We start from the raw sequence: 17,565 nt of genomic DNA, 5'->3' as shown, positions 1-17,565 counted from the left end.
GGTTCGGTTCAAGCATAATCAGCGTCATATGGTTTAAACGAGAGTCCAAATGATCCAGGACTAAGGAAGGACTGAAATACCTGTACAGGACATTTCCTTGTAGCGATCCATTTTAGAACATCATCCTTGTCTGGTTTTGATATTTTTGCTCCAAATATAACAGCTTCCAACAATTCCTCTGGAAACTGATATAGTCCTGGGCCATTCTTTGTGTCAATTATTCTCCATTCCTTTTCATACTGACAGTCGAGAGCCTTTGTGCGCAGAAACGCCTCTACTTGTTCATCTGGTGAGTTATTTAGCAGATCTATTTTTGGATATTCCTTCGCATAAATTACAGGTTGGGCATACCCAAAAAATAAAGTAGTATTTGTAGCTTTAAATTTCAGGCAAATACCAGAATGGCTAGCAGCATAATGCGACCATAATAAAATATTACTTTTGGTTGCAGATAACGACAAAATCCCAAGGTCATTTGCTGCACTCTGCATTCCTTGAGTAACCTGTGCGATAAAATAGCTTGGTTCCATATGTCGTAATTCGGCATTTATTCTCTCTTTACGTTCCGAGTCACTCAGATGTGGCGACCGCTGCTGTAATAAACGCTCATAGTATGCCTGCAATTGCAGCATAGATAGTGAATTTTGGTAGTGTACTTTACAATCAAATGGGTCATTAAACGAAGATGGGGATGCAAAATATAGAACAGAGTCAGTTATGATTTGCCTAGTGTACTCACGGTGCTCACCTTCCAAATGTCGGTAACGATAGAGTACTTGAGGGTAACCTTTCATAAACCTACAGCCCTTTCCTTTGCGGCCTCTGCGTCTCTGCCTCTCTGCGGTTTGCGGTTAGCGCCAACGGCTCCGGCCTTGACCGGCGGCATCAGCCGTCCGTGTCCAAGGTTGTGTTGGGCGGTTCCGCCTGCAATCCCCGTCTGTTTATTTCCGTGTCATCATTTTTTGAAATTAGATATGTATCTGTGAAGTACCCATCCAGTGACAAGTTCGTTCTGTTTGTCGTAGTATGAAATCTTGTCCCAACTATTTTCCGTGTGGTCAACGTTTACAACTTCACCAAGAGTTGGTGTAGCAATGATTGCTGCGTCGGTCCGAGGTTTTTCTCTTACATGAAGCCTTGTTGCTGAAACAAAGTGGTAGTGGTCGTACGATTTCGAGTCCTCTTTGCCGGTGTCAGCATTAAAATAACCATAGACAGCAGATCTGTGATGAAATGCTAATAATGGCAATAACAATATGGTTCCGAAAAAGAAACATTTTGTATAAAAGAACGCCGGTTCGCCCCTTTTTACTCTTTTCCACTCCTTCTTCAAAAGTCCGTTTGATAAATTTACCAACTTAGTTGATTCTTTATCCAATTTATCCTGATCAAGCATATTTTCCTCAATAGAGGAAAGCATATCATGCAATGCAGTTACAGAAGCGATAACTTCTTTGTCGTCGTCAGGGTTTAATCTTAATAATATTCTATGATATAGCGTTGATACAGTTGAAATGTCTTCGCCGACATCCTCAACTAGCTTTTCTATAGCTTTATCTCTCTCATCTTTGTGTTGTTCAACATAGTACACGCACAATGCACTAATGCGAAAGAGGTGCCCAATCATATCTGATAAATCTTGCCGCAAAGCATCAATCCATGCCTGTCTAAACTCAGAGGTTTTTTGGTCCTTTGAAATAACCATATTTACAACGGAAATTCCGCTAGTTATTAGGGCAGCAAAAATTGCACCCGCGGCAGCATAAGCAGTTGCTGGCACCATCGTTTTCCTCCTTCAAGATTAAATCACTGTTCGTCCAACGCTACAAGCCTGACCGGCTTGCTTTTTGGCCTGTCGTGGCGCTGGTTGAACCTCCTAGTCCCGCCCTTTCATTGCTTCGGCATATGCTCTAACAAGTTCAGGAGACATTTCTGTCTTTGGTTCGTTTCTTGTTATCAGTTGAGTGATTATCAATTCCGTCATCTTCGGTTTTCGGTCCTCTGGCAGCGCATTCATGAGTCCCTTCGCCCAGTACGTACTTGAAATTTGATCAGTTTTTCGTAGAAGGAGTTAAGCTGTTTCATATTCTTGTTGTACAAGTAGAAGAAAGTTGCCTAAATAAACTCTGAAAGTACACCAGCAGATGTTGCTATGATGCCGGAGTTGGAGTCTCTGTTGTTGATGAGGACCCCCCCCCCCGAAAGAAGCGTGACCATTCCAACAATAACCGAAGCTAAACTTGCACAAAAACTCCAGCGAGCATGGCTCAAGTTGATTTCGTAGTAGTTTTGTATTTTTTCGATTTCTGTTGGTGTACCCATTGCGATCTCCATCTAACTCATCAGATTACATTGCGACTGTTTCGATTTATAGAGGGCGGTGAGATAGGATGCATGTTCTAAAACTTTCCGACACCGAGGAGAAGGACAGCAGCGGTGCCCAGAATGGCACCCTAACGAACCTGCCAGACCTTTTAGATCGCGTTCCATCTACCGCCTGCTGCTTTCAGTATTGAGCGAAAGGCTTGTTCAGAATAGCCGACCATCACCATCACCTTCACCATCTCCTCCTCACGGAAATGGGCATGGGGGTGCCACGGCTTTTCCTCTGAGACGATCTCCACCGTCTTCAGCCTGACGCGGCGCTTCTCGTCGTAACGATACCGGACGTAGAGCAACGCTGCGCCGTACCTCCCCCCTGGCAGGCGCAGCATAACACGCAAAGTTAATGAACAACAATAAGAATCTACTCCTGCTGCGCCCATTGGAATGTCTTTGGCATTTGTTAAAGTTGGCCAATGCCGTATAAGGCTTTGGAGTAGACCCAATCAGCTTTTGGAACGGAGATCTGCGATGATGTCGGTATCGCCGGGGATGGCTTCAGGACAGGCGGGTGGGTATTTCTCCAGGGAGGACTACTACCTTCGCGGCGATGGCCTGGGGGAAAACTCCCTGTGGTTCGGTAGCGGAAGCCAGGACCTGGGCCTTATAGGCCCGGTCCGGGAGGAGGAGTTCCGCGCTCTGTGCCGGGGGGAGGATCCTGCCGGTAACCGCCTCGTGTCCTTCAGGCTTTCTCGGGACCCGGAGACGGGGGCGCTCGTAGAGCGGCACCGGGCCGGGAACGACCTAACCTTTTCAGCGCCGAAGTCGGTTTCCATCGCCTACGTCGCCGGAGTGTCCGGGATCAAGGAGGCGCACGACGCGGCAGTGCTCTCGGTGCTCTCCCACGTGGAGGAGCATTACTGCCACTACCGTAGCCCCGGCGGCATCATGAACGGGGGGATGGTAGCGGCCAAATTCGATCACGCCACCTCGAGGAACATCGACCCGCAGCTGCACTCCCATGTCTTCGTGCTGAACGTGGTGCATGCACAAGACGGGAGCTGGAAGGCCAACGAGCCGAAGGCGCTCTTCCAGGACCAGAGATCCCTAGGGCTTTTGTACCGACAGGCGCTCGCCCGCGAGCTTGCCTCAAGCGGCTTCGGGCTCGAGGTCCAGGACCGGGCCGAGATGTACTTCGAACTGAAGGGGGTTGATCCGCAGCTTACCGGGTATTTTTCCACGCGCCGGGTGGATATCGAGCGTCAGGTGGAGGAGTGGCAGGCACAGGGGCTGTACCTGGGGGTGTCGCATGCCCGGCTCTACGAGATGGCCTGCCAGGGGACCAAGGAGCCCAAGCGCGACCTCTCCCGCGAGGAAGTATCCGGGATCTTCGCCCGGGGTTTCGAGGCCTGCGGCACGTCGCCGGAACGGGTGCGCCTGGACCTGGAGGAGGGGCGGAGCCTCGCACCGGCATTTGAGGCCGAGGCGCCCTCACGGGTGATCGAGCGGGCGGTCCGGGAACTCACCGAGCGCGAGGCGGTGCTGGACCGGGCCAGGGTGCTGGACGAGGCGGTGCGGATCTCCGGGGGAGGGCACACCGTTCCCGAGCTGAACCAGGCCCTGGACGGGGGGACGCCCGGGGTGCTTCGTCTCGGGCGGGATGCCAGGGGGCGCGAGTACTACACGACCTTGGAGATGCGCGACCTGGAACGGCGCAACCTTGAGCGGATCTCGGAGCTTGAGCCGCATGATGCCTTCGTTTCCCTGCCGGAAGTAGAGCGCTTCCTGGGCCGGATCGCTGGAGAGGGGATACAGCCCACGCGCGGGCAGAAAAGGGAGGTCGTGAGCGAACTGACCGGGAGCCGGGGCGTCACTCTCACCATGGGGGATCCGGGGACCGGGAAGACTTCGACGCTCAAGCTGATCGAGCGTTTCAACGAGGAGGAGCTGCGCCCCAATGGGCGCACGCATCTCTCCATCAACCTCTCCTATACCGGGAAGGCGGCGCGGGAGCTCTCGCTCGCCACCGGCAGGCCCGCCTGCACCATCCACAGTTTCGAAAAGGAGAATCCGGCTTCCAAATTTGCCCTACAGAGGCAAAACGGGGAGCCGCCTAGGTAGTGGTAAGGGGTGAAAAAATTCTCACGCCAACGGGGCCACAGCAGCAGGTGGTGATCCGGGTGGACGAGGCGGGGTTTCTCGGGGCCAGGCAGACCGAGCGCCTGCTCGACGTGGTCCGGGAACTGGGGAAGAGCGGCGTACAGGTGAAGCTGCACCTTCTCGGCGACGCGAAGCAGATGCCGGGGATCCAGGCGGGGAATCTGCTCGGCCCCCTGCAGAGATTAGGTGTCAGGGGTGAGATCGACTGCGCGCACCTGACCGACATCCTGCGGCAGAGGGACCCGGGACTCCTCGAGGTTGCGCGCGGGTTGAACCGGATGGACCGGCCGCTGGCCGAGAACGCACAGAGGGCGCTGCGCACCCTTGAACGGCGTCAGGAGGTCGTGGAAATCGCCGACCAGGCCCAGCTCAGGAGCGCGGTGGTCAGGCACTACCTGGAGGAGAGCAAAAAGCCTTCCAGACTTCCCCGGCGTGTGGAGTCGGGAGAACCGCAGCGGGTGCTCCTGTTGACTACCACCAACGCTGCGCGCAGAGAACTGAACAGCGAGATCAGGAAGGAGCTAGTCAGCGCCGGCGACATCGCCGAAGGGAAACCCTACGTTGTGCTGGTCCCGGTGCGCCAAGGTGTCACGGTGGAAGGGTACCGCGTCGGCGACACCGTCCTCTTCTGCGGAGCGACGCGCCCGGACGGCCACGTGGAGCGCTGGGGGACGCGCCTCAACACGGAGGCGACGGTCACTGGAATAAACCGGGAACGGAACATCGTGCAGGTGACCTACTCCTTCCATACAAAGAAACACGACGGGCGCGAACTCTCCCGTACCGTGACCAAGGAATTCTCCGCCGCCGACATGGCGGGGAAGACGGCTCTCTATCGCGAAGAGGAGCGGCACTTTTCGGCTGGGGACAGGATCGTGCTGCTCAAAAACGACTCCAGGCTCGACTTGCAAAACGGCACCTTGGGCACGATCATCGAGATCGATCGTGCAGGGGGCGCGCGCCTTGATCTTGACGGGCGGGAGGTACGTATCGACCTCAAGCGCTACCGGCACCTGGACCACGCCTACGCGCTCACCATCTACAAGAGCCAGGGTGCCACTGTTGAACACTCGATCCTGTACGCACCGTGCCGCAGCGAGGACGCGAAAACGCGGCTGGCGGCTCCGGAAGAACAGTACGGGAGAACGACCTACAACGCCCTGAACGTCGCCGTGACGCGGGCACAATACGGCACGCGCATCTTCACCAACTCGATGGAGGGACTCGCGCGTTCGGTGGAAACGGTGGAGGAGAAGATCACGACGCTGCAGGGAAGATTCATGGGGAACGAACGGCGGCTCGGGGAGAAGATCGGAAAGCCGGAACCATCCGTAAAGGGTCCCGGTGCGGGGCAGGGAGCCCCACTCCCGGCACCGCCTCCGGCGCAGGAGATCGCAGCGGTCCAGAAGGTGGCGGGAAGGGAGCTCGAACTCACCTTGCCGAGAGGGTTCGGGTCGAAGCTGGAGAGGTGATCCAGCTCCCACTTTTTTTTGGCAGCGGCGCGGGTTATTCCTGACGGCACAAGCTTACTGCGGGCCTCGCTTCGTTCGGCTTTTTTTCTCTCACACCTCACGCAGCTGAAGCTACCCGAGTTAAAATGTCCGCCGGAAAAACCATTGTCATTTGCGTTGGTTGCGTGGTACCGCGTGGTACCACGGCGGCCACAAAGCGCAGTTAACCTCTCGAAATGAGGCCGGTGCCAGCGGTACCGGAAACACGGCGCGGCGTCCGACAGTAATAAAGGGGGTGCCTAAGTGTCCATGGACAAGATTTCGCTGCGACTTTCCGAGGAGGAAAAGGGGATGCTGCACGGGCAGGCCGAGGCGCTGGGTATCTCCCTCTCCGAGCTCATCAGGGAGCGCCTTTTCGCTCCCCAGGGGCTCACTGTGAGCCTGCGGGTGGAGGAGTTGACGCGGCAGGTTGGTGCTCTTTCGGAGGTGGTTTTGCGGCTCGCGGAGCGAGAGGAAAAACATCCCTTACCGGCGCCCGAAATGCCCCCCGCTTTGGGTGCGACACTGGAGAGGATCGAGCGCTCCCTGTGGGATCTTTCGCAGCAGATCGGAGCACTGCGAGAGGCCATCTCGGAGCAAAAAGCGCAGCCGGCAGGGTGGACCTCGTTCCTGTCCCGGAGCCGGTAACAGGGAAATTCTTGGACCAAAGCAGCCGCCTGCGGCGGCAGCTTTAATCGGTCCCGCCCGTGCTGCGGGTGGCGCCTCCGCTTGCGCTGCAGCGCCCCCCTTCGCACCGGCTATCCTTTAGGCCTGAGCCCCCCGCATCCTTTCGCTTTGTTCATTCGCTAGCGCTAGCGCCCGAGTCTTCTGACCCGCTCCTTGATCATCTGGTCAGTAGGGCGCGCTGGATGCCGGGGCGGTCACGGTAGCTGTCTATAAAGTCGAGGTCGTCCGAGTGGTATTTGTTCTCGGAATAGACGGACACGCAGCCGCCCCCGGACATTACGGCGGTGATGCGGTGTCGGCGCAGTGCCTCGGAAACCTCTGCCGCGATCTCCTCGGGAGTGGCCTCACTGAAGTCGGTGCGATGGGTCATAGCGTCTTTCCTTTCCTGCGCGGAGCGCCCCGGTAAATGAACAGGCGCTCGCGCTCCTCGGGGGGATAGCACTTGGCCACGTCCTGCAAAAGGAGTTGCAGGGAACCGGAATATGGACAACGCGGGCTGAACTCGTAGACGCGCAGGTTTCCCTGCTGTCCCTCGACCAGGATACCGTCCTTCTCCAGCACTTCAGCCGCGTTTTGCAGCGCGCTACGGCTCAGTTCAGGGAAGAATGCCGCCATCTCCGAAACGTACGCTTTGCCCCTGGCGAAGACGAACATGAGGACGCACTCCTTCGCCTTCGAGCCCAGCAGTCCGCTTAGATAGTACACCATAGTGTTGCTCTCCTCGGTTTGATGCCCTGCGAAGTTACTAAAATGTAGTAATTGATTACCATATTTTAGTTATTATGCCAATCCCTTTTACGGTGCGAGATTTGATCAGCGGACATCAGCGCTTGATCACCCCTCCACTCCAGAGAGGGATTGACGGAAGGATTGACGGGAAAAAGAGCTTATCCACAGGCATAAATTGTAAATTACTGCAAAAAATAAAGTGTTTGACTAAGCTGACAATCGCCGATAAGATTGACGCCATGCCTGACTTGCCATCCAAAATGTTTCCTATGCTTCCTACTGATCCTTCGGGCGAGCTCGCGGACTTGGCACGAGATCTCCTTTCCCGCTCCTCCGTCCTTAGCGGCATCTTGCACCCCAAAACACAAGAGGGGGTTGTCGAGCTGGTGCGGATCATCAACAGCTACTATTCCAACCTCATCGAAGGCAATAGCACCCACCCCGTGGAGATCGAGCGCGCCATGCACGCCGACTACTCACAGGACCCCGCGAGGCGCAATCTCCAATTGGAGAGCTTGGCGCACATCAGTTGCCAGCGAGCCGTAGAGGGGTTGGCGGCAGAAACTCCCGAGGCTTTCGATCCTACGACAGCTCACTTCCTCTCATGGGTCCATGACGAGTTCTACAAGCTGATCCCGGATGAGATGCGCTGGGTGACCAACGAAAAGACCGGGGAAAAGGTGGAGGTCATCGGTGGGAAATTCCGTGAACGTGACGTAGAGGTAGGAAGACACCTCCCTCCGGGATACGCCTCGCTACCGATGTTTCTGGCTCGATTCCATGATGCGTACCAGGCCGAAACGCTCCATGGCTTGGAACCCATTATTGCCTCTGCCGCCTCTCATCACAGGCTCGTCTGGATTCACCCGTTTCTGGATGGAAACGGGCGGGTTGCGCGGCTTTTCTCCGACGCCTACCTGAGATCAATTCCTCTGCCTGGATATGGCTTATGGAATGTCAGTCGGGGTTTGGCCCGTGGCAAGGACAGATACATGGAGGCCTTGGCGGTAGCCGATGCCGGCAGGAGAAATGACTTGGACGGAAGAGGGAACCTGTCCAACGAAGGGCTCATCTTTTTCTGCAAGTTTTTCCTGCTGACCTGTCTTGATCAGGTGGAGTACATGACGTCCATGCTTTCCCTCGATGGCCTCTTGGGAAGGATCCTGGGCTACGTGAAGCTCCGCGAGTTGAAGATGGCTCCGGCGCCACTACCCGATCAGTATCCCGCCTTGAGGGTGGAGGCGGCACATATCCTCCAGGAAGTGCTGCTTCGTGGAGAGATGACCCGAGGCCAAGCTGCCGCCGCCTGCCCGTCCCCTCGCATGGGTAGAGACATCCTCGCTCAGCTTCTGGCTGAAGGACTCCTTGTATCTTCTTCGGCAAAAGGCCCCGTCAGAATGGGGTTCCCGGCGCACGCCGCAGGACGCCTCTTCCCCGACCTCTTCCCTATGGGTGCCTAACATAAAGGGGCGGCTCCCTCACAAGGACCGCCTCCGTCCCTCCCTCTTTCTATCCTCATTCGAACCTGTCCTGCCTTGATCGCCATCAGCACGTTCCAGGAATCCAAAGTTCGAATCTTGAACAGCAGTCAGTGCAGACCCTGACCAGTCTGGCATTGCTACGACCAGCTGAAGCACGTAAATTCGGGCAGTTGGCGCTGGCATATTCCATGCCTAGAAATTGGAAGATTCAAATCTAAACGGGTCCGCAGCGTGGCCCGAAAGGAGGAGCTATGAACCGGCTCATGACGGAGAAGGAAACGGCCCTGATGGTGGGGATGTCGGTGCACTGGCTGCGCAGGAAGCGCTGGGAGGGTGGTGGCATCCCGTTCATAAAAATGAGTCAGCGGGGGGCGGTTCGCTACGAGGAGGAGACGGTGCGGCATTACCTGGATGAACGTTTTCGGACCAGTACCCATGATCCCGGCAAGCGGTAGGCTTGGCCAGCAGCCGGGGCGCTCCGCCGGTTATCCGGCGGTTCGCCTCGGTCTGCCATAACCCTGATCTTCCATGGGGCTGATCTGGATGTCAGGGTGCGCCCCCACCTTGAGTATCGCTCCCGGAGCCGGCCGCCGCCAGGAGGGAATACGTCATACCTGCCGCAGGGAAAGCAATCACGAATTGTCCGTACGGACACAAATAAAGGTACGAGTGCCGCGCCCGTTTGAATTTGTCCGTACGGATATAGTTGATCCAGTTTGCAGCAGCCTTCGAGGAGGGGAATGGCGAAGGTGGGGCGGGAATTGCAGATTTGGCGCGGTTTTGCTAACCTGAAGGGTGGGTCGCTTTGGTCGTTACACAGGAAAGCTGGAGTGGGTGGGATAACGTAGGGGGGTATAAGGCGGAACAAAAAAAGTTTATCCAGATCGCAGGGTTACAGCCAGTTTTCTTAAAGTTCTTTTATTAATAATTAATCATTAAATCCGGCCTATATCGTACCTTTGATACCTAACCCATTGAAATCATGCAACATCAAAACACTTCCTTTACAAGACGGTGAAGATTTAGGATGGCGGGGGAAGTCTGGTAATGTCACCGGGGTGGAGGCGGCCCGGCACCGGCATCACCGTTAGCCGGCGATGCCAGCTCACGTGATGGAAAAATTTGGCTCAACTGAACCTTCGCGCGAGGAAGATGACCAGCATGCCGCAGAGCATGGCGGCCAGCGTGTTGCGGGAGCGCAGCACCACCAGCGCAGTTACTGCGGCGGCAACGAGCCCCCACGCCCCCTCGGCAACGATCGACGGCAGCACCAGGGAGAAAAGCAGGGCGCCGGGAAGGGCATCCATGCCTCTGCGGAAACGTCCGGAGCGCGGAAAACGTGAGGCGAGCAGCAACCCGCCCAGACGCAGCGAGTAGGTAACCGCGGCGGCAAGCGCCACCGCTATGACAACCTGAGTTTCAATAGCCGGCTGCATTCTCTTCCCCCTTCACTTCGCCCTCAACCTCGGTCTCGCACGGCCCGATCATCGCGCTCAACGCACCGGCAAGCCCGCCCGCCACGATGTACCATTTTCCCGGCAGGAAGTGGTGGGTAAGCAGGGCGGCTCCCCCAGCGGCTACCCACGGTATGACGTCACTCTTCCCGCGCCACACCCCGACCGCCAACGCGGTGAACACCGCGGTGAAGGCGAAGTCCAGGGCGTAATCTTCGGGCTTCGTGATGAAGCCGCCGCCGAGCAGACCGATGAGCGTGCCGCTGCTCCAGGCCATGTACAGAAACACCCCGCCGCCAAAGAGGAACCAGGTGCTGGCACTGCCGCGACGCTGCTCGGACATGGTCACCGCCCAGTTCTCGTCGGCAACCAGATGCATCATCCCGATCTTGTGCAAAAGCCGCTTGCCGGAGAAAAGCGGGTCGAGCGAAGCGCCGATCAGCAGGTAACGCAGGTTGATCACCAACACGGCGAGGGTCATCTCGAATATGGGCATATGGTTCGACCACATGTCCACCATGACGAACTGGGCGGCACCGGCGAAGACCGCGGTGTTCATGTACATCATGTCGAGCCAGCTCAGCCCCTTCTGCGAGGCGAGCACCCCCAGCACGCTCCCATAAGCCATGGCGCTCGCAGCGACAGGCACATTGGCCCTCGCCCCTCTTATGAACTCTGGCTTTCTCTGTTTCATACTCCCACCTTAAAGGCTCACGCGCCTCGTTTAGCTCTGTATACCGCGTCGATACTACCATGGCCGAACCGTCGCCAGTAGGCACAAATCCAACATTAAATCGAGCCTTACTGTATTGCCCCTCAGACTTCGAGAGTGAAGCCTATGAATGATACTCCAGACGGAATTTAAATGTTCGCAAAACCCTAAAAAAGCCTTTGACTGTTCTTATGAGACAGTGATAAGGTCTCGACCGTTATCGGCGGGTTCTGAACGGTCGGTAAAAAAGCCTCGCTGCAAGAGGTGAGGAGGAGACGTGGGCGGGGTGGCCACCGGCAACCAGGTACAACGGACTGAGACGCAGGTCGTCTCCTTCGTCACGTTCGCGCTCGCGGTCCTGATCCTATACATCTGCAGCCTGTACTCATATCTGCTGTTCCACACCCTGGTGGAACTCTTCTGCACCATCGTCACCCTGGGTGTCTTTTTCATCGCCTGGAATTCTCGCAGATTCCTGGACAACCACTACTTCCTTTTTCTCGCCCTGGCCTTCACCACCTCATCGGTACTGCAGCTTCTACACACCTTCTCCTTCAAGGGGCTCGGCATCTTCATCGGGTACGATGCGAACCTCCCCACGCAGCTTTGGATCGCCTCCCGCTACGTGGTCAGCCTCTCTTTTCTTGCCGCTCCACTCTTCATCGTCCGAAAACTCCGCCTAAAGGCTTCCCTTTCGGCCTTCGTCACCACAACCGCCCTGCTCGTCTTTGCCATATTCTCCGGAAACTTTCCCGACTGCTTCATCGAGGGGAGCGGGCTTACACCGTTCAAGATCTACAGCGAGTATGCGATCATATCCATCCTGCTTGCTGCAGCCTTCCTGCTTTACAAGAACAGGGATCGGTTCGACAGTCACGTGTTCAGCGCGCTTCTGATCGCCGTGCTTAGCGGTACCGCCGCCGACCTCGCCTTCACGAAATACCTGAGCGTCTACGGACAGGCGAACCTCGTCGGGCACATCCTCCTCTTCTTCTCCTCTTTCATGATCTATGAGGCCATCGTGTCTACCGGGTTGAGGGAACCTGCGGCACTTTTGTTCCGCAGCCTCGAGCAGAGCGAGCAGGCCCTCAAGCGCAGCGAGGCGCAACTGCAAGCCACCCTGGAGCAGCGAACCAGAGAGCTGATCGAGAAAGAAGAACTGAACGCCGAGTTGCAGCGTGAGTCGGCTGTGCGCAAGGAGGCGGAGGAAGCGCTCAGGGGACGCGAGGAACAGTTCCGTCGCGCGATCGAGGATGCCCCTATTCCGGTGGTGATGCTTACCGAGCAGGGAGAGGTGCTCCAGGTGAGCAGGAGCTGGATTGAGCTCACCGGCTACAGCGGCAATGAGATGGCGACTTTCGACGCATGGCTTATGCAGCATGTGGCCCCGCAGGCGGCCCAGGCCGTGCAGGCGCAGATGCGGGACATCTTCAGCGGGGCAAGGCAGAGCTTTTACGCCGATTTCCCCATGCGGACCCGCGAAGGTCGCTCACGGCACTGGACTTTCAGCGCCTCGGTGCTGCAGGGCAGGCGCCCGCTGGCGGTCTGCATGGGCGTCGACATAACCGAGCGCGAGGAAAGCGAGGCCGCCCTTAAGCGGAGCAATCAGCGCCTCGACCTTCTCGCGGCATCCGCGAGCCGGCTGCTGCAAAGCGGCGCACCGCAGCAGCTGGCCGACGAGCTGTGTCGCGAGGTCATGAATTTCCTCGGTTGCGACGTCTTTTTCAACTACCTGGTGGACGAGACCGAAGGCATCCTGAAGCTGAACGCTTGCGCGGGCATCAGCGAGGAGCGGGCGGCCGAGATCCGGCGCCTCGAGCTAGGGGTAGCGATCTGCGGGTGCGCGGCACGGGATGCCTGCAGGATCGTCGCCGAGAACATCCCGGAGACGCCGGACCCGCGCACGGAGCTGGTAAAGTCTCTGGGGGTCCGCGCGTACGCTTGTCACCCGCTGTTGTCGCAGGGACGGGTGCTGGGGACGCTGTCCTTCGGCACGCGCAGCAGAAACGGTTTCAATGACGACGAACTCTCACTCATGAAGGCGGTTGCCGACCAGGTGTCGATCGCCATGCAGCGGCACCTGATGGAGGAGAGCCTGCGCCAGGCCAAGCAGGTGGCCGAGGCGGCGAGCCACACCAAGAGCAGGTTCGTGGCCAACATGAGCCATGAGCTGCGCACCCCGATGACCGGCGTGCTCGGGATGCTGGACCTCGCCCTGCATACCGCCGACGACGCAGAGAGAACCGAATACATCGAGACCGCCCGGCGCTCCGCCGGCTCCCTGCTGCGGATTCTGAACGACGTGCTCGATCTCGCCAAGGTCGAGGCGGGGAAATTCGCGCTGGCCCCGAAACCCTTCGCCCTGCGCGCCTGTCTCTCCCAGACCGTGGAAATCGTCATGCCGGAGGTGCGGCGCAAGGGGCTCGAGCTCACCCTTCAGGTCGACGAGCAGCTGCCGGACCACGTCATCGGGGACCAGGTCCGGCTGCGCCAGGTGCTGACGAACCTCCTCGGCAACGCGGTGAAGTTCACCCAACGCGGCGGCGTACACATCATCTTGAGCGGCGGAGCGCACGCCCCGGACGGCTCCATCGAGGTCGGCTTCTCGGTGCGCGACACGGGAATCGGGATACCCGAGGAGAAACGTCACCTCCTTTTCAACTCTTTCAGCCAGCTAGATGACTCGGATACCCGCAGCCACGGCGGAACCGGACTGGGGCTCGCGATCAGCAAGGAGATCATAGAGCGTATGGGGGGGAGCATCGTCCTGGAAAGCGAGGGAGGGAAAGGGAGCTGCTTTTCCTTTTCGGTGCGCCTGGGTGTGGCCCAAAGGACAGCGGAAGCGGCACGTCCGGCCGTCGCGCCTGCCTCTTTCTCTCCGGACACGGGCAAGGGGCGCCGGCTGCTCGTCGCCGAGGACGACGCCACCATCCGGCAGGTACTCGGGACGATGCTGACCAGAATCGGGTACGAGATAGAGTTCGCGGAGGACGGGATCCAGGCCGTGGCGCGGTGGCAGGAAGCCTCGTTCGACATGGTGATCATGGACGTCCAGATGCCGCGGGTGAACGGGTTCGAGGCGACGCGCAGCATACGCGAGATCGAGGCGGGTCGCGAAGGAAGGATCCCGATCCTCGCCATGACCGCCCACGCCATGAAAGACGACGAGCAGCGCTGCATCGCGGCTGGGATGGACGACTACATTTCGAAGCCGATCGATTTCCGGGAGTGCCTGAACAAGATCCACGCGCTCCTCGGGTAACCGGCTCCGGCACCGTTATGAAATGGGAGGGGAGCTTTTGCGCTCCCCACCCCCTTTTTCATCCCCGGCTCGCGTTACTGCGCCATCCTGCAGCGCTTGAGTCCGACGCGACGCCTTTCAGTCGATCTGCTCCGTTAAGTAGTTCTGGATTCCCATCTGCTTGATCTGGTCAAGCTGGGCCTCCAGAAGGTCGATGTGCTCTTCTTCGTCGCGCAGTATCGACTCCAGGAGTTCACGGGTCCCGTTGTCGCCGAGCTCGACGCAGAGCCTGATGCTCTCGTTGTACCCCTTGATGGCCCCCTCCTCTGCCTGCCGGTCGTTTTCGTGCATCACGGGAACCTCGGATCCTATGTGCATCTTGTTGTAGTTGCTCACGATGGGGATGCCGTCCAGGAACAGGATGCGCGCGATCAGCTTCTCGGCATGTTTCATCTCGTCGATGGAGCGCTTTCGGATCATGCCGTGCAGTTTCTCGTAATTCCAGTTTTCACACATCTCCGCATGGACGAAGTACTGGTTGATCGCTGTGAGCTCTTCTGCCAGACGCGCGTTCAGCGTGGCAATCACTTTCTCATGCCCTTTCATGCAAGACCTCCTCTAAGTTAGCTTATGCAACTCTCGGATGCTTTCGCTGTGACTTTCGCCTGAACAATTGAAACAGGGGTTTTCAAACTGTCAAATTGCTGCCGGGTGCCGGAGCGTACACTGTGACTGTGATTGTGACTGCGGCGTGTGAACTGCAGACTGCGGAGTGCGGGATCATGCGGGGAGGGAGTGACCGGGCATACGACGGCACAGCCGGATTTCGGTGCGGCGGGGCCCGGTCCTACCGGGTGGGATCGGGCCAGGCGAGCAGGTCCCGCTCGAGATGCAACTGGTAGGGCCTTAGCGAGTAGGACCGGTAGCTGACCCCGCCGTCGTAACGCAACAGCGCCTCGAGACGCTCGCGCATGACGGGGCTCGCCACCATCTCCAGGGCGGTCGCCTCGGTCACCCACATCGCTTCCTCGCTGTCGTCGGTGGGGTCCAGTTCGCCGCTCAGGTAGCGCCCCAGGAAACCGAAGATGAGCACGGAGCTCGGCGAGACCATGGACCACATGGCGGCGAGCGGGCCGATCTCGACATCCACCCCCGCCTCCTCCGCCACCTCGCGCTTTGCGGCGTCGACAAGGTTCTCACTTTCCTCGACGTGCCCCTGGGGGATCTCCCAGCCTCGCCTGTGGTGGCGGATCAGCAGCACCTGATTCTCGGCGTTGCGGACCAGACAACCAACTATTACCGTGTGTCGCGGCTCGCTTCTCCCGGTCATGCGCCACCTCCTTCCTTACCCTTGACGGCCCCGCACACTATGCCATTTGCAACGCGGCCTTGGCAAGGGCCCAGCTCGCCGACATCACCGACCCGGTCATGCTCCGCCGTCCGCAGTTGCTGCCGCTGTTCCGCAAAAAACGACAACGGCAGTGCCTGTGCATCTCTTCCCCCAACGATGAGATGCCGGACACTGCCGTTGCCGTATTGTTGCCGCAGGTTTCTTAGATCTCTGCGTTCACCTCTGCCAGGGACTCCTCGAGGATGGCGAGGCCGCGCTCCAGCTGCTCGTCGGTAATGACGAGCGGCATCAGCAGACGGACCACGTTGCCGAGGGCGCCACAGGAGAGGATGACGAGCCCCTTGTCGAAGCAGAGCTTGACCAGTTTCTTCGCCAGGTCGCCGGCCGGCGCCTTGGTGTTGCGGTCGCGCACGAGCTCGAGGGCGAGCATCGGCCCTTTGCCGCGCACTTCGCCGATGATCTCGTACTGCTCCTGCATCTTCGCGAAACGCTTCTGCAGCTGATCGCCGAGCTTGACGGAACGCTCGAGCAGGCCGTCTTCAAGGAAGATGTCGAGAACCGCGAGGGCCGCCGCGCAGGAGAGCGGGTTGCCGCCGTAGGTGCCGCCCAGGCCGCCTGCGTGGGGCAGGCTCATGATCTCGGAGCGGCCGGTCACCGCGGAAAGCGGCATCCCGCCGGCCAGGCTCTTGGCGGTGGTGATGATGTCGGGCTCGATGCCCCAGTGGTCGATGGCGAAGAGCTTGCCGGTACGTCCCATGCCGCTTTGGATCTCGTCGATGATGAGCAGGATGCCGTGCTTCTTGCAGATCCCCTGCACGATCTCGAAGTACTCCTTCGGCGGGGTGACGAAGCCGCCTTCACCCTGGATCGGCTCGATGATCACCGCCGCGGTCTGCTCGGCGGCCACGTAGCCGGTGAAGAACTCGTCAAGCTTGTGGGCGCAGGCGCACTGGCAGCTCGGGTAGGTCTCGCCGTAGGGGCAGCGGTAGCAGTAGGCGGACGGGATGCGGTAGCTCTCCGGCGCGAAGGGACCGAAACCGTACTTGTAGGGCTTCACCTTGGAGGTGAGGGTCATGGTCATCAGGGTGCGGCCGTGGAAGCCGTTCTCAAGCGAGATGATGCCGGGGCGCTTGGTCACGTAGCGGGCGATCTTGATGGCGTTCTCGACCGCCTCGGCGCCGGAGTTGGCGAGCATGGTCTTCTTCTCGGAGCTGCCGGGCGCGAGCTCGTTCAGGCGCTTGGCGAGCTCGACGTACCCCTGGTAGGGAGCGACATGGAAACAGGTGTGGATGAACTTCTCCGCCTGCTCCTGGATCGCCTTGACGACCTTGGGGTGGCTGTGCCCCACGTTGTTGACGCCGATCCCCCCGGCGAAATCGATCAGTTCCCGCCCTTCGACGTCGGTCATGATGGCCCCCTGGGCCTTGGCGATGAAGGCGTTGCTCAAAAGCGCGACCCCTCCGGGAACATGTTGGTTGCGTAACTCCATCAGTTGTTCGTTACCAGCGGTCATGGATACAGCTCCTTTGCCTAGTATTTGTGACTGCCAGGGTCGCTCGATGAGGACTCCGGCCCACGTGGCGGATCGGCACGGACGGCGTACGACGGCGTCGTCGGGATATCCCCCACTACAAGGACCGTACCAAGCATCGCCCCTCCACCGGTCATGCGCGGCAAATCAGGATTTGACGTAAAGGTAAACAAGGCTGCGATACGAACCCGACCTCATACGATGGAGGGCCTATGTATCTACACATACGGGCACAGACAGGAGCCGTCGGGCTTCCCTGTTTCCAGGACCGGAAATGTCATACGCGAAAAATAAGGACTTGCGACTGTGACAGTGGTATGAAGGGCGGTGACTGTTTGAGGCTCTTTTTTATTTATCCTTGAATATTTGATTCAATTCTGCATAATGCGCCGAAACACCCCCTTCCG

The 17,565-nt window shown here is 58.3% G+C and carries 17 protein-coding genes; 6 read left to right on the top strand and 11 right to left on the bottom strand.

The window, feature by feature from the left end:
- Positions 1-8: 8 nt before the first annotated feature.
- The 4 genes from D6Z24_RS18495 to D6Z24_RS18480 all read right to left on the bottom strand — a co-directional run bounded on the left by D6Z24_RS18495 (position 9) and on the right by D6Z24_RS18480 (position 2,678).
- Positions 9-794 (bottom strand): DUF2971 domain-containing protein, encoded by a 786-nt coding sequence (locus D6Z24_RS18495; RefSeq protein WP_129128099.1) that lies wholly within the window; start codon positions 792-794, stop codon positions 9-11.
- A 161-nt stretch (positions 795-955) separates the two neighbouring features.
- Positions 956-1,783, bottom strand: coding sequence for an SH3 domain-containing protein (locus D6Z24_RS18490; protein WP_129128098.1), 828 nt, complete (start codon positions 1,781-1,783; stop codon positions 956-958).
- A gap of 332 nt (positions 1,784-2,115) precedes the next feature.
- Complete coding sequence (locus tag D6Z24_RS18485) at positions 2,116-2,334, bottom strand: TRADD-N-associated membrane domain-containing protein (RefSeq protein ID WP_129128097.1); 219 nt, start codon at positions 2,332-2,334, stop codon at positions 2,116-2,118.
- Between the two features lie 140 nt (positions 2,335-2,474).
- The gene (locus D6Z24_RS18480; RefSeq protein ID WP_129128096.1) at positions 2,475-2,678 is read right to left on the bottom strand and encodes a hypothetical protein; all 204 of its coding nucleotides are present in this window, start codon (positions 2,676-2,678) and stop codon (positions 2,475-2,477) included.
- 175 nt (positions 2,679-2,853) lie between these two features.
- Between D6Z24_RS18480 and mobF the strand changes: the two genes are divergently transcribed.
- The 3 genes from mobF to D6Z24_RS18465 all read left to right on the top strand — a co-directional run bounded on the left by mobF (position 2,854) and on the right by D6Z24_RS18465 (position 6,620).
- On the top strand, positions 2,854-4,443 hold the full coding sequence (mobF, locus tag D6Z24_RS21985) for a MobF family relaxase (RefSeq protein ID WP_162605186.1): 1,590 nt from the start codon (positions 2,854-2,856) through the stop codon (positions 4,441-4,443).
- Between the two features lie 50 nt (positions 4,444-4,493).
- The gene (locus tag D6Z24_RS21980; RefSeq protein WP_162605185.1) at positions 4,494-5,954 is read left to right on the top strand and encodes an ATP-dependent DNA helicase; all 1,461 of its coding nucleotides are present in this window, start codon (positions 4,494-4,496) and stop codon (positions 5,952-5,954) included.
- Between the two features lie 282 nt (positions 5,955-6,236).
- Positions 6,237-6,620 carry a hypothetical protein gene (locus tag D6Z24_RS18465; protein WP_129128093.1) on the top strand — a complete coding sequence of 128 codons (384 nt, stop codon included), beginning with the start codon at positions 6,237-6,239 and terminating at the stop codon, positions 6,618-6,620.
- Between the two features lie 196 nt (positions 6,621-6,816).
- On the opposite strand, the gene D6Z24_RS18460 is transcribed toward D6Z24_RS18465, so the two are convergent.
- On the bottom strand, positions 6,817-7,029 hold the full coding sequence (locus tag D6Z24_RS18460) for a hypothetical protein (RefSeq protein WP_129128092.1): 213 nt from the start codon (positions 7,027-7,029) through the stop codon (positions 6,817-6,819).
- Positions 7,026-7,367, bottom strand: coding sequence for a helix-turn-helix domain-containing protein (locus D6Z24_RS18455; protein ID WP_129128091.1), 342 nt, complete (start codon positions 7,365-7,367; stop codon positions 7,026-7,028). Before D6Z24_RS18455 ends, D6Z24_RS18460 begins: the two co-directional genes overlap by 4 nt.
- A gap of 122 nt (positions 7,368-7,489) precedes the next feature.
- Between D6Z24_RS18455 and D6Z24_RS18450 the strand changes: the two genes are divergently transcribed.
- Positions 7,490-8,848, top strand: a complete 1,359-nt coding sequence (locus D6Z24_RS18450) for a Fic family protein (protein ID WP_246014724.1) — start codon at positions 7,490-7,492, stop codon at positions 8,846-8,848.
- 272 nt (positions 8,849-9,120) lie between these two features.
- Positions 9,121-9,324: a helix-turn-helix transcriptional regulator gene (locus D6Z24_RS18445; protein ID WP_129128090.1), complete on the top strand. Its 204-nt coding sequence runs from the start codon at positions 9,121-9,123 to the stop codon at positions 9,322-9,324.
- A 672-nt stretch (positions 9,325-9,996) separates the two neighbouring features.
- On the opposite strand, the gene D6Z24_RS18440 is transcribed toward D6Z24_RS18445, so the two are convergent.
- Positions 9,997-10,305, bottom strand: coding sequence for an AzlD family protein (locus D6Z24_RS18440; protein WP_129128089.1), 309 nt, complete (start codon positions 10,303-10,305; stop codon positions 9,997-9,999).
- On the bottom strand, positions 10,289-11,017 hold the full coding sequence (locus D6Z24_RS18435) for an AzlC family ABC transporter permease (protein ID WP_129128088.1): 729 nt from the start codon (positions 11,015-11,017) through the stop codon (positions 10,289-10,291). Before D6Z24_RS18435 ends, D6Z24_RS18440 begins: the two co-directional genes overlap by 17 nt.
- A 295-nt stretch (positions 11,018-11,312) precedes the next feature.
- Between D6Z24_RS18435 and D6Z24_RS18425 the strand changes: the two genes are divergently transcribed.
- Positions 11,313-14,297 (top strand): MASE3 domain-containing protein, encoded by a 2,985-nt coding sequence (locus D6Z24_RS18425; protein ID WP_246014723.1) that lies wholly within the window; start codon positions 11,313-11,315, stop codon positions 14,295-14,297.
- A gap of 117 nt (positions 14,298-14,414) precedes the next feature.
- On the opposite strand, the gene bfr is transcribed toward D6Z24_RS18425, so the two are convergent.
- The 3 genes from bfr to gabT all read right to left on the bottom strand — a co-directional run bounded on the left by bfr (position 14,415) and on the right by gabT (position 17,140).
- Positions 14,415-14,882: a bacterioferritin gene (bfr, locus tag D6Z24_RS18420; RefSeq protein ID WP_129128087.1), complete on the bottom strand. Its 468-nt coding sequence runs from the start codon at positions 14,880-14,882 to the stop codon at positions 14,415-14,417.
- Positions 14,883-15,123: 241 nt separating this feature from the next.
- Positions 15,124-15,606, bottom strand: coding sequence for an NUDIX hydrolase (locus tag D6Z24_RS18415; protein ID WP_129128086.1), 483 nt, complete (start codon positions 15,604-15,606; stop codon positions 15,124-15,126).
- Positions 15,607-15,829: 223 nt separating this feature from the next.
- The gene (gene gabT / locus D6Z24_RS18410; protein ID WP_129128085.1) at positions 15,830-17,140 is read right to left on the bottom strand and encodes a 4-aminobutyrate--2-oxoglutarate transaminase; all 1,311 of its coding nucleotides are present in this window, start codon (positions 17,138-17,140) and stop codon (positions 15,830-15,832) included.
- Positions 17,141-17,565: the final 425 nt, after the last annotated feature.

Source organism: Geomonas oryzae (genome assembly GCF_004117875.1).
Lineage (GTDB): Bacteria > Desulfobacterota > Desulfuromonadia > Geobacterales > Geobacteraceae > Geomonas > Geomonas oryzae.
The sequence above is the reverse complement of the archived record's forward strand: the minus strand, read 5'-3'. Positions and strand labels throughout refer to the sequence as shown.

What these genes read in the sequence shown, in the direction of transcription:
- D6Z24_RS18495 (WP_129128099.1), bottom strand. Translation starts at nt 794, where the DNA reads ATGAAAGGTTACCCTCAAGTACTCTATCGTTACCGACATTTGGAAGGT.
- D6Z24_RS18490 (WP_129128098.1), bottom strand. Translation starts at nt 1,783, where the DNA reads ATGGTGCCAGCAACTGCTTATGCTGCCGCGGGTGCAATTTTTGCTGCC.
- D6Z24_RS18485 (WP_129128097.1), bottom strand. Translation starts at nt 2,334, where the DNA reads ATGGAGATCGCAATGGGTACACCAACAGAAATCGAAAAAATACAAAAC.
- mobF (WP_162605186.1), top strand. Translation starts at nt 2,854, where the DNA reads ATGATGTCGGTATCGCCGGGGATGGCTTCAGGACAGGCGGGTGGGTAT.
- D6Z24_RS18460 (WP_129128092.1), bottom strand. Translation starts at nt 7,029, where the DNA reads ATGACCCATCGCACCGACTTCAGTGAGGCCACTCCCGAGGAGATCGCG.
- D6Z24_RS18455 (WP_129128091.1), bottom strand. Translation starts at nt 7,367, where the DNA reads ATGGTGTACTATCTAAGCGGACTGCTGGGCTCGAAGGCGAAGGAGTGC.
- D6Z24_RS18445 (WP_129128090.1), top strand. Translation starts at nt 9,121, where the DNA reads ATGAACCGGCTCATGACGGAGAAGGAAACGGCCCTGATGGTGGGGATG.
- D6Z24_RS18440 (WP_129128089.1), bottom strand. Translation starts at nt 10,305, where the DNA reads ATGCAGCCGGCTATTGAAACTCAGGTTGTCATAGCGGTGGCGCTTGCC.
- D6Z24_RS18435 (WP_129128088.1), bottom strand. Translation starts at nt 11,017, where the DNA reads ATGAAACAGAGAAAGCCAGAGTTCATAAGAGGGGCGAGGGCCAATGTG.
- bfr (WP_129128087.1), bottom strand. Translation starts at nt 14,882, where the DNA reads ATGAAAGGGCATGAGAAAGTGATTGCCACGCTGAACGCGCGTCTGGCA.
- D6Z24_RS18415 (WP_129128086.1), bottom strand. Translation starts at nt 15,606, where the DNA reads ATGACCGGGAGAAGCGAGCCGCGACACACGGTAATAGTTGGTTGTCTG.
- gabT (WP_129128085.1), bottom strand. Translation starts at nt 17,140, where the DNA reads ATGACCGCTGGTAACGAACAACTGATGGAGTTACGCAACCAACATGTT.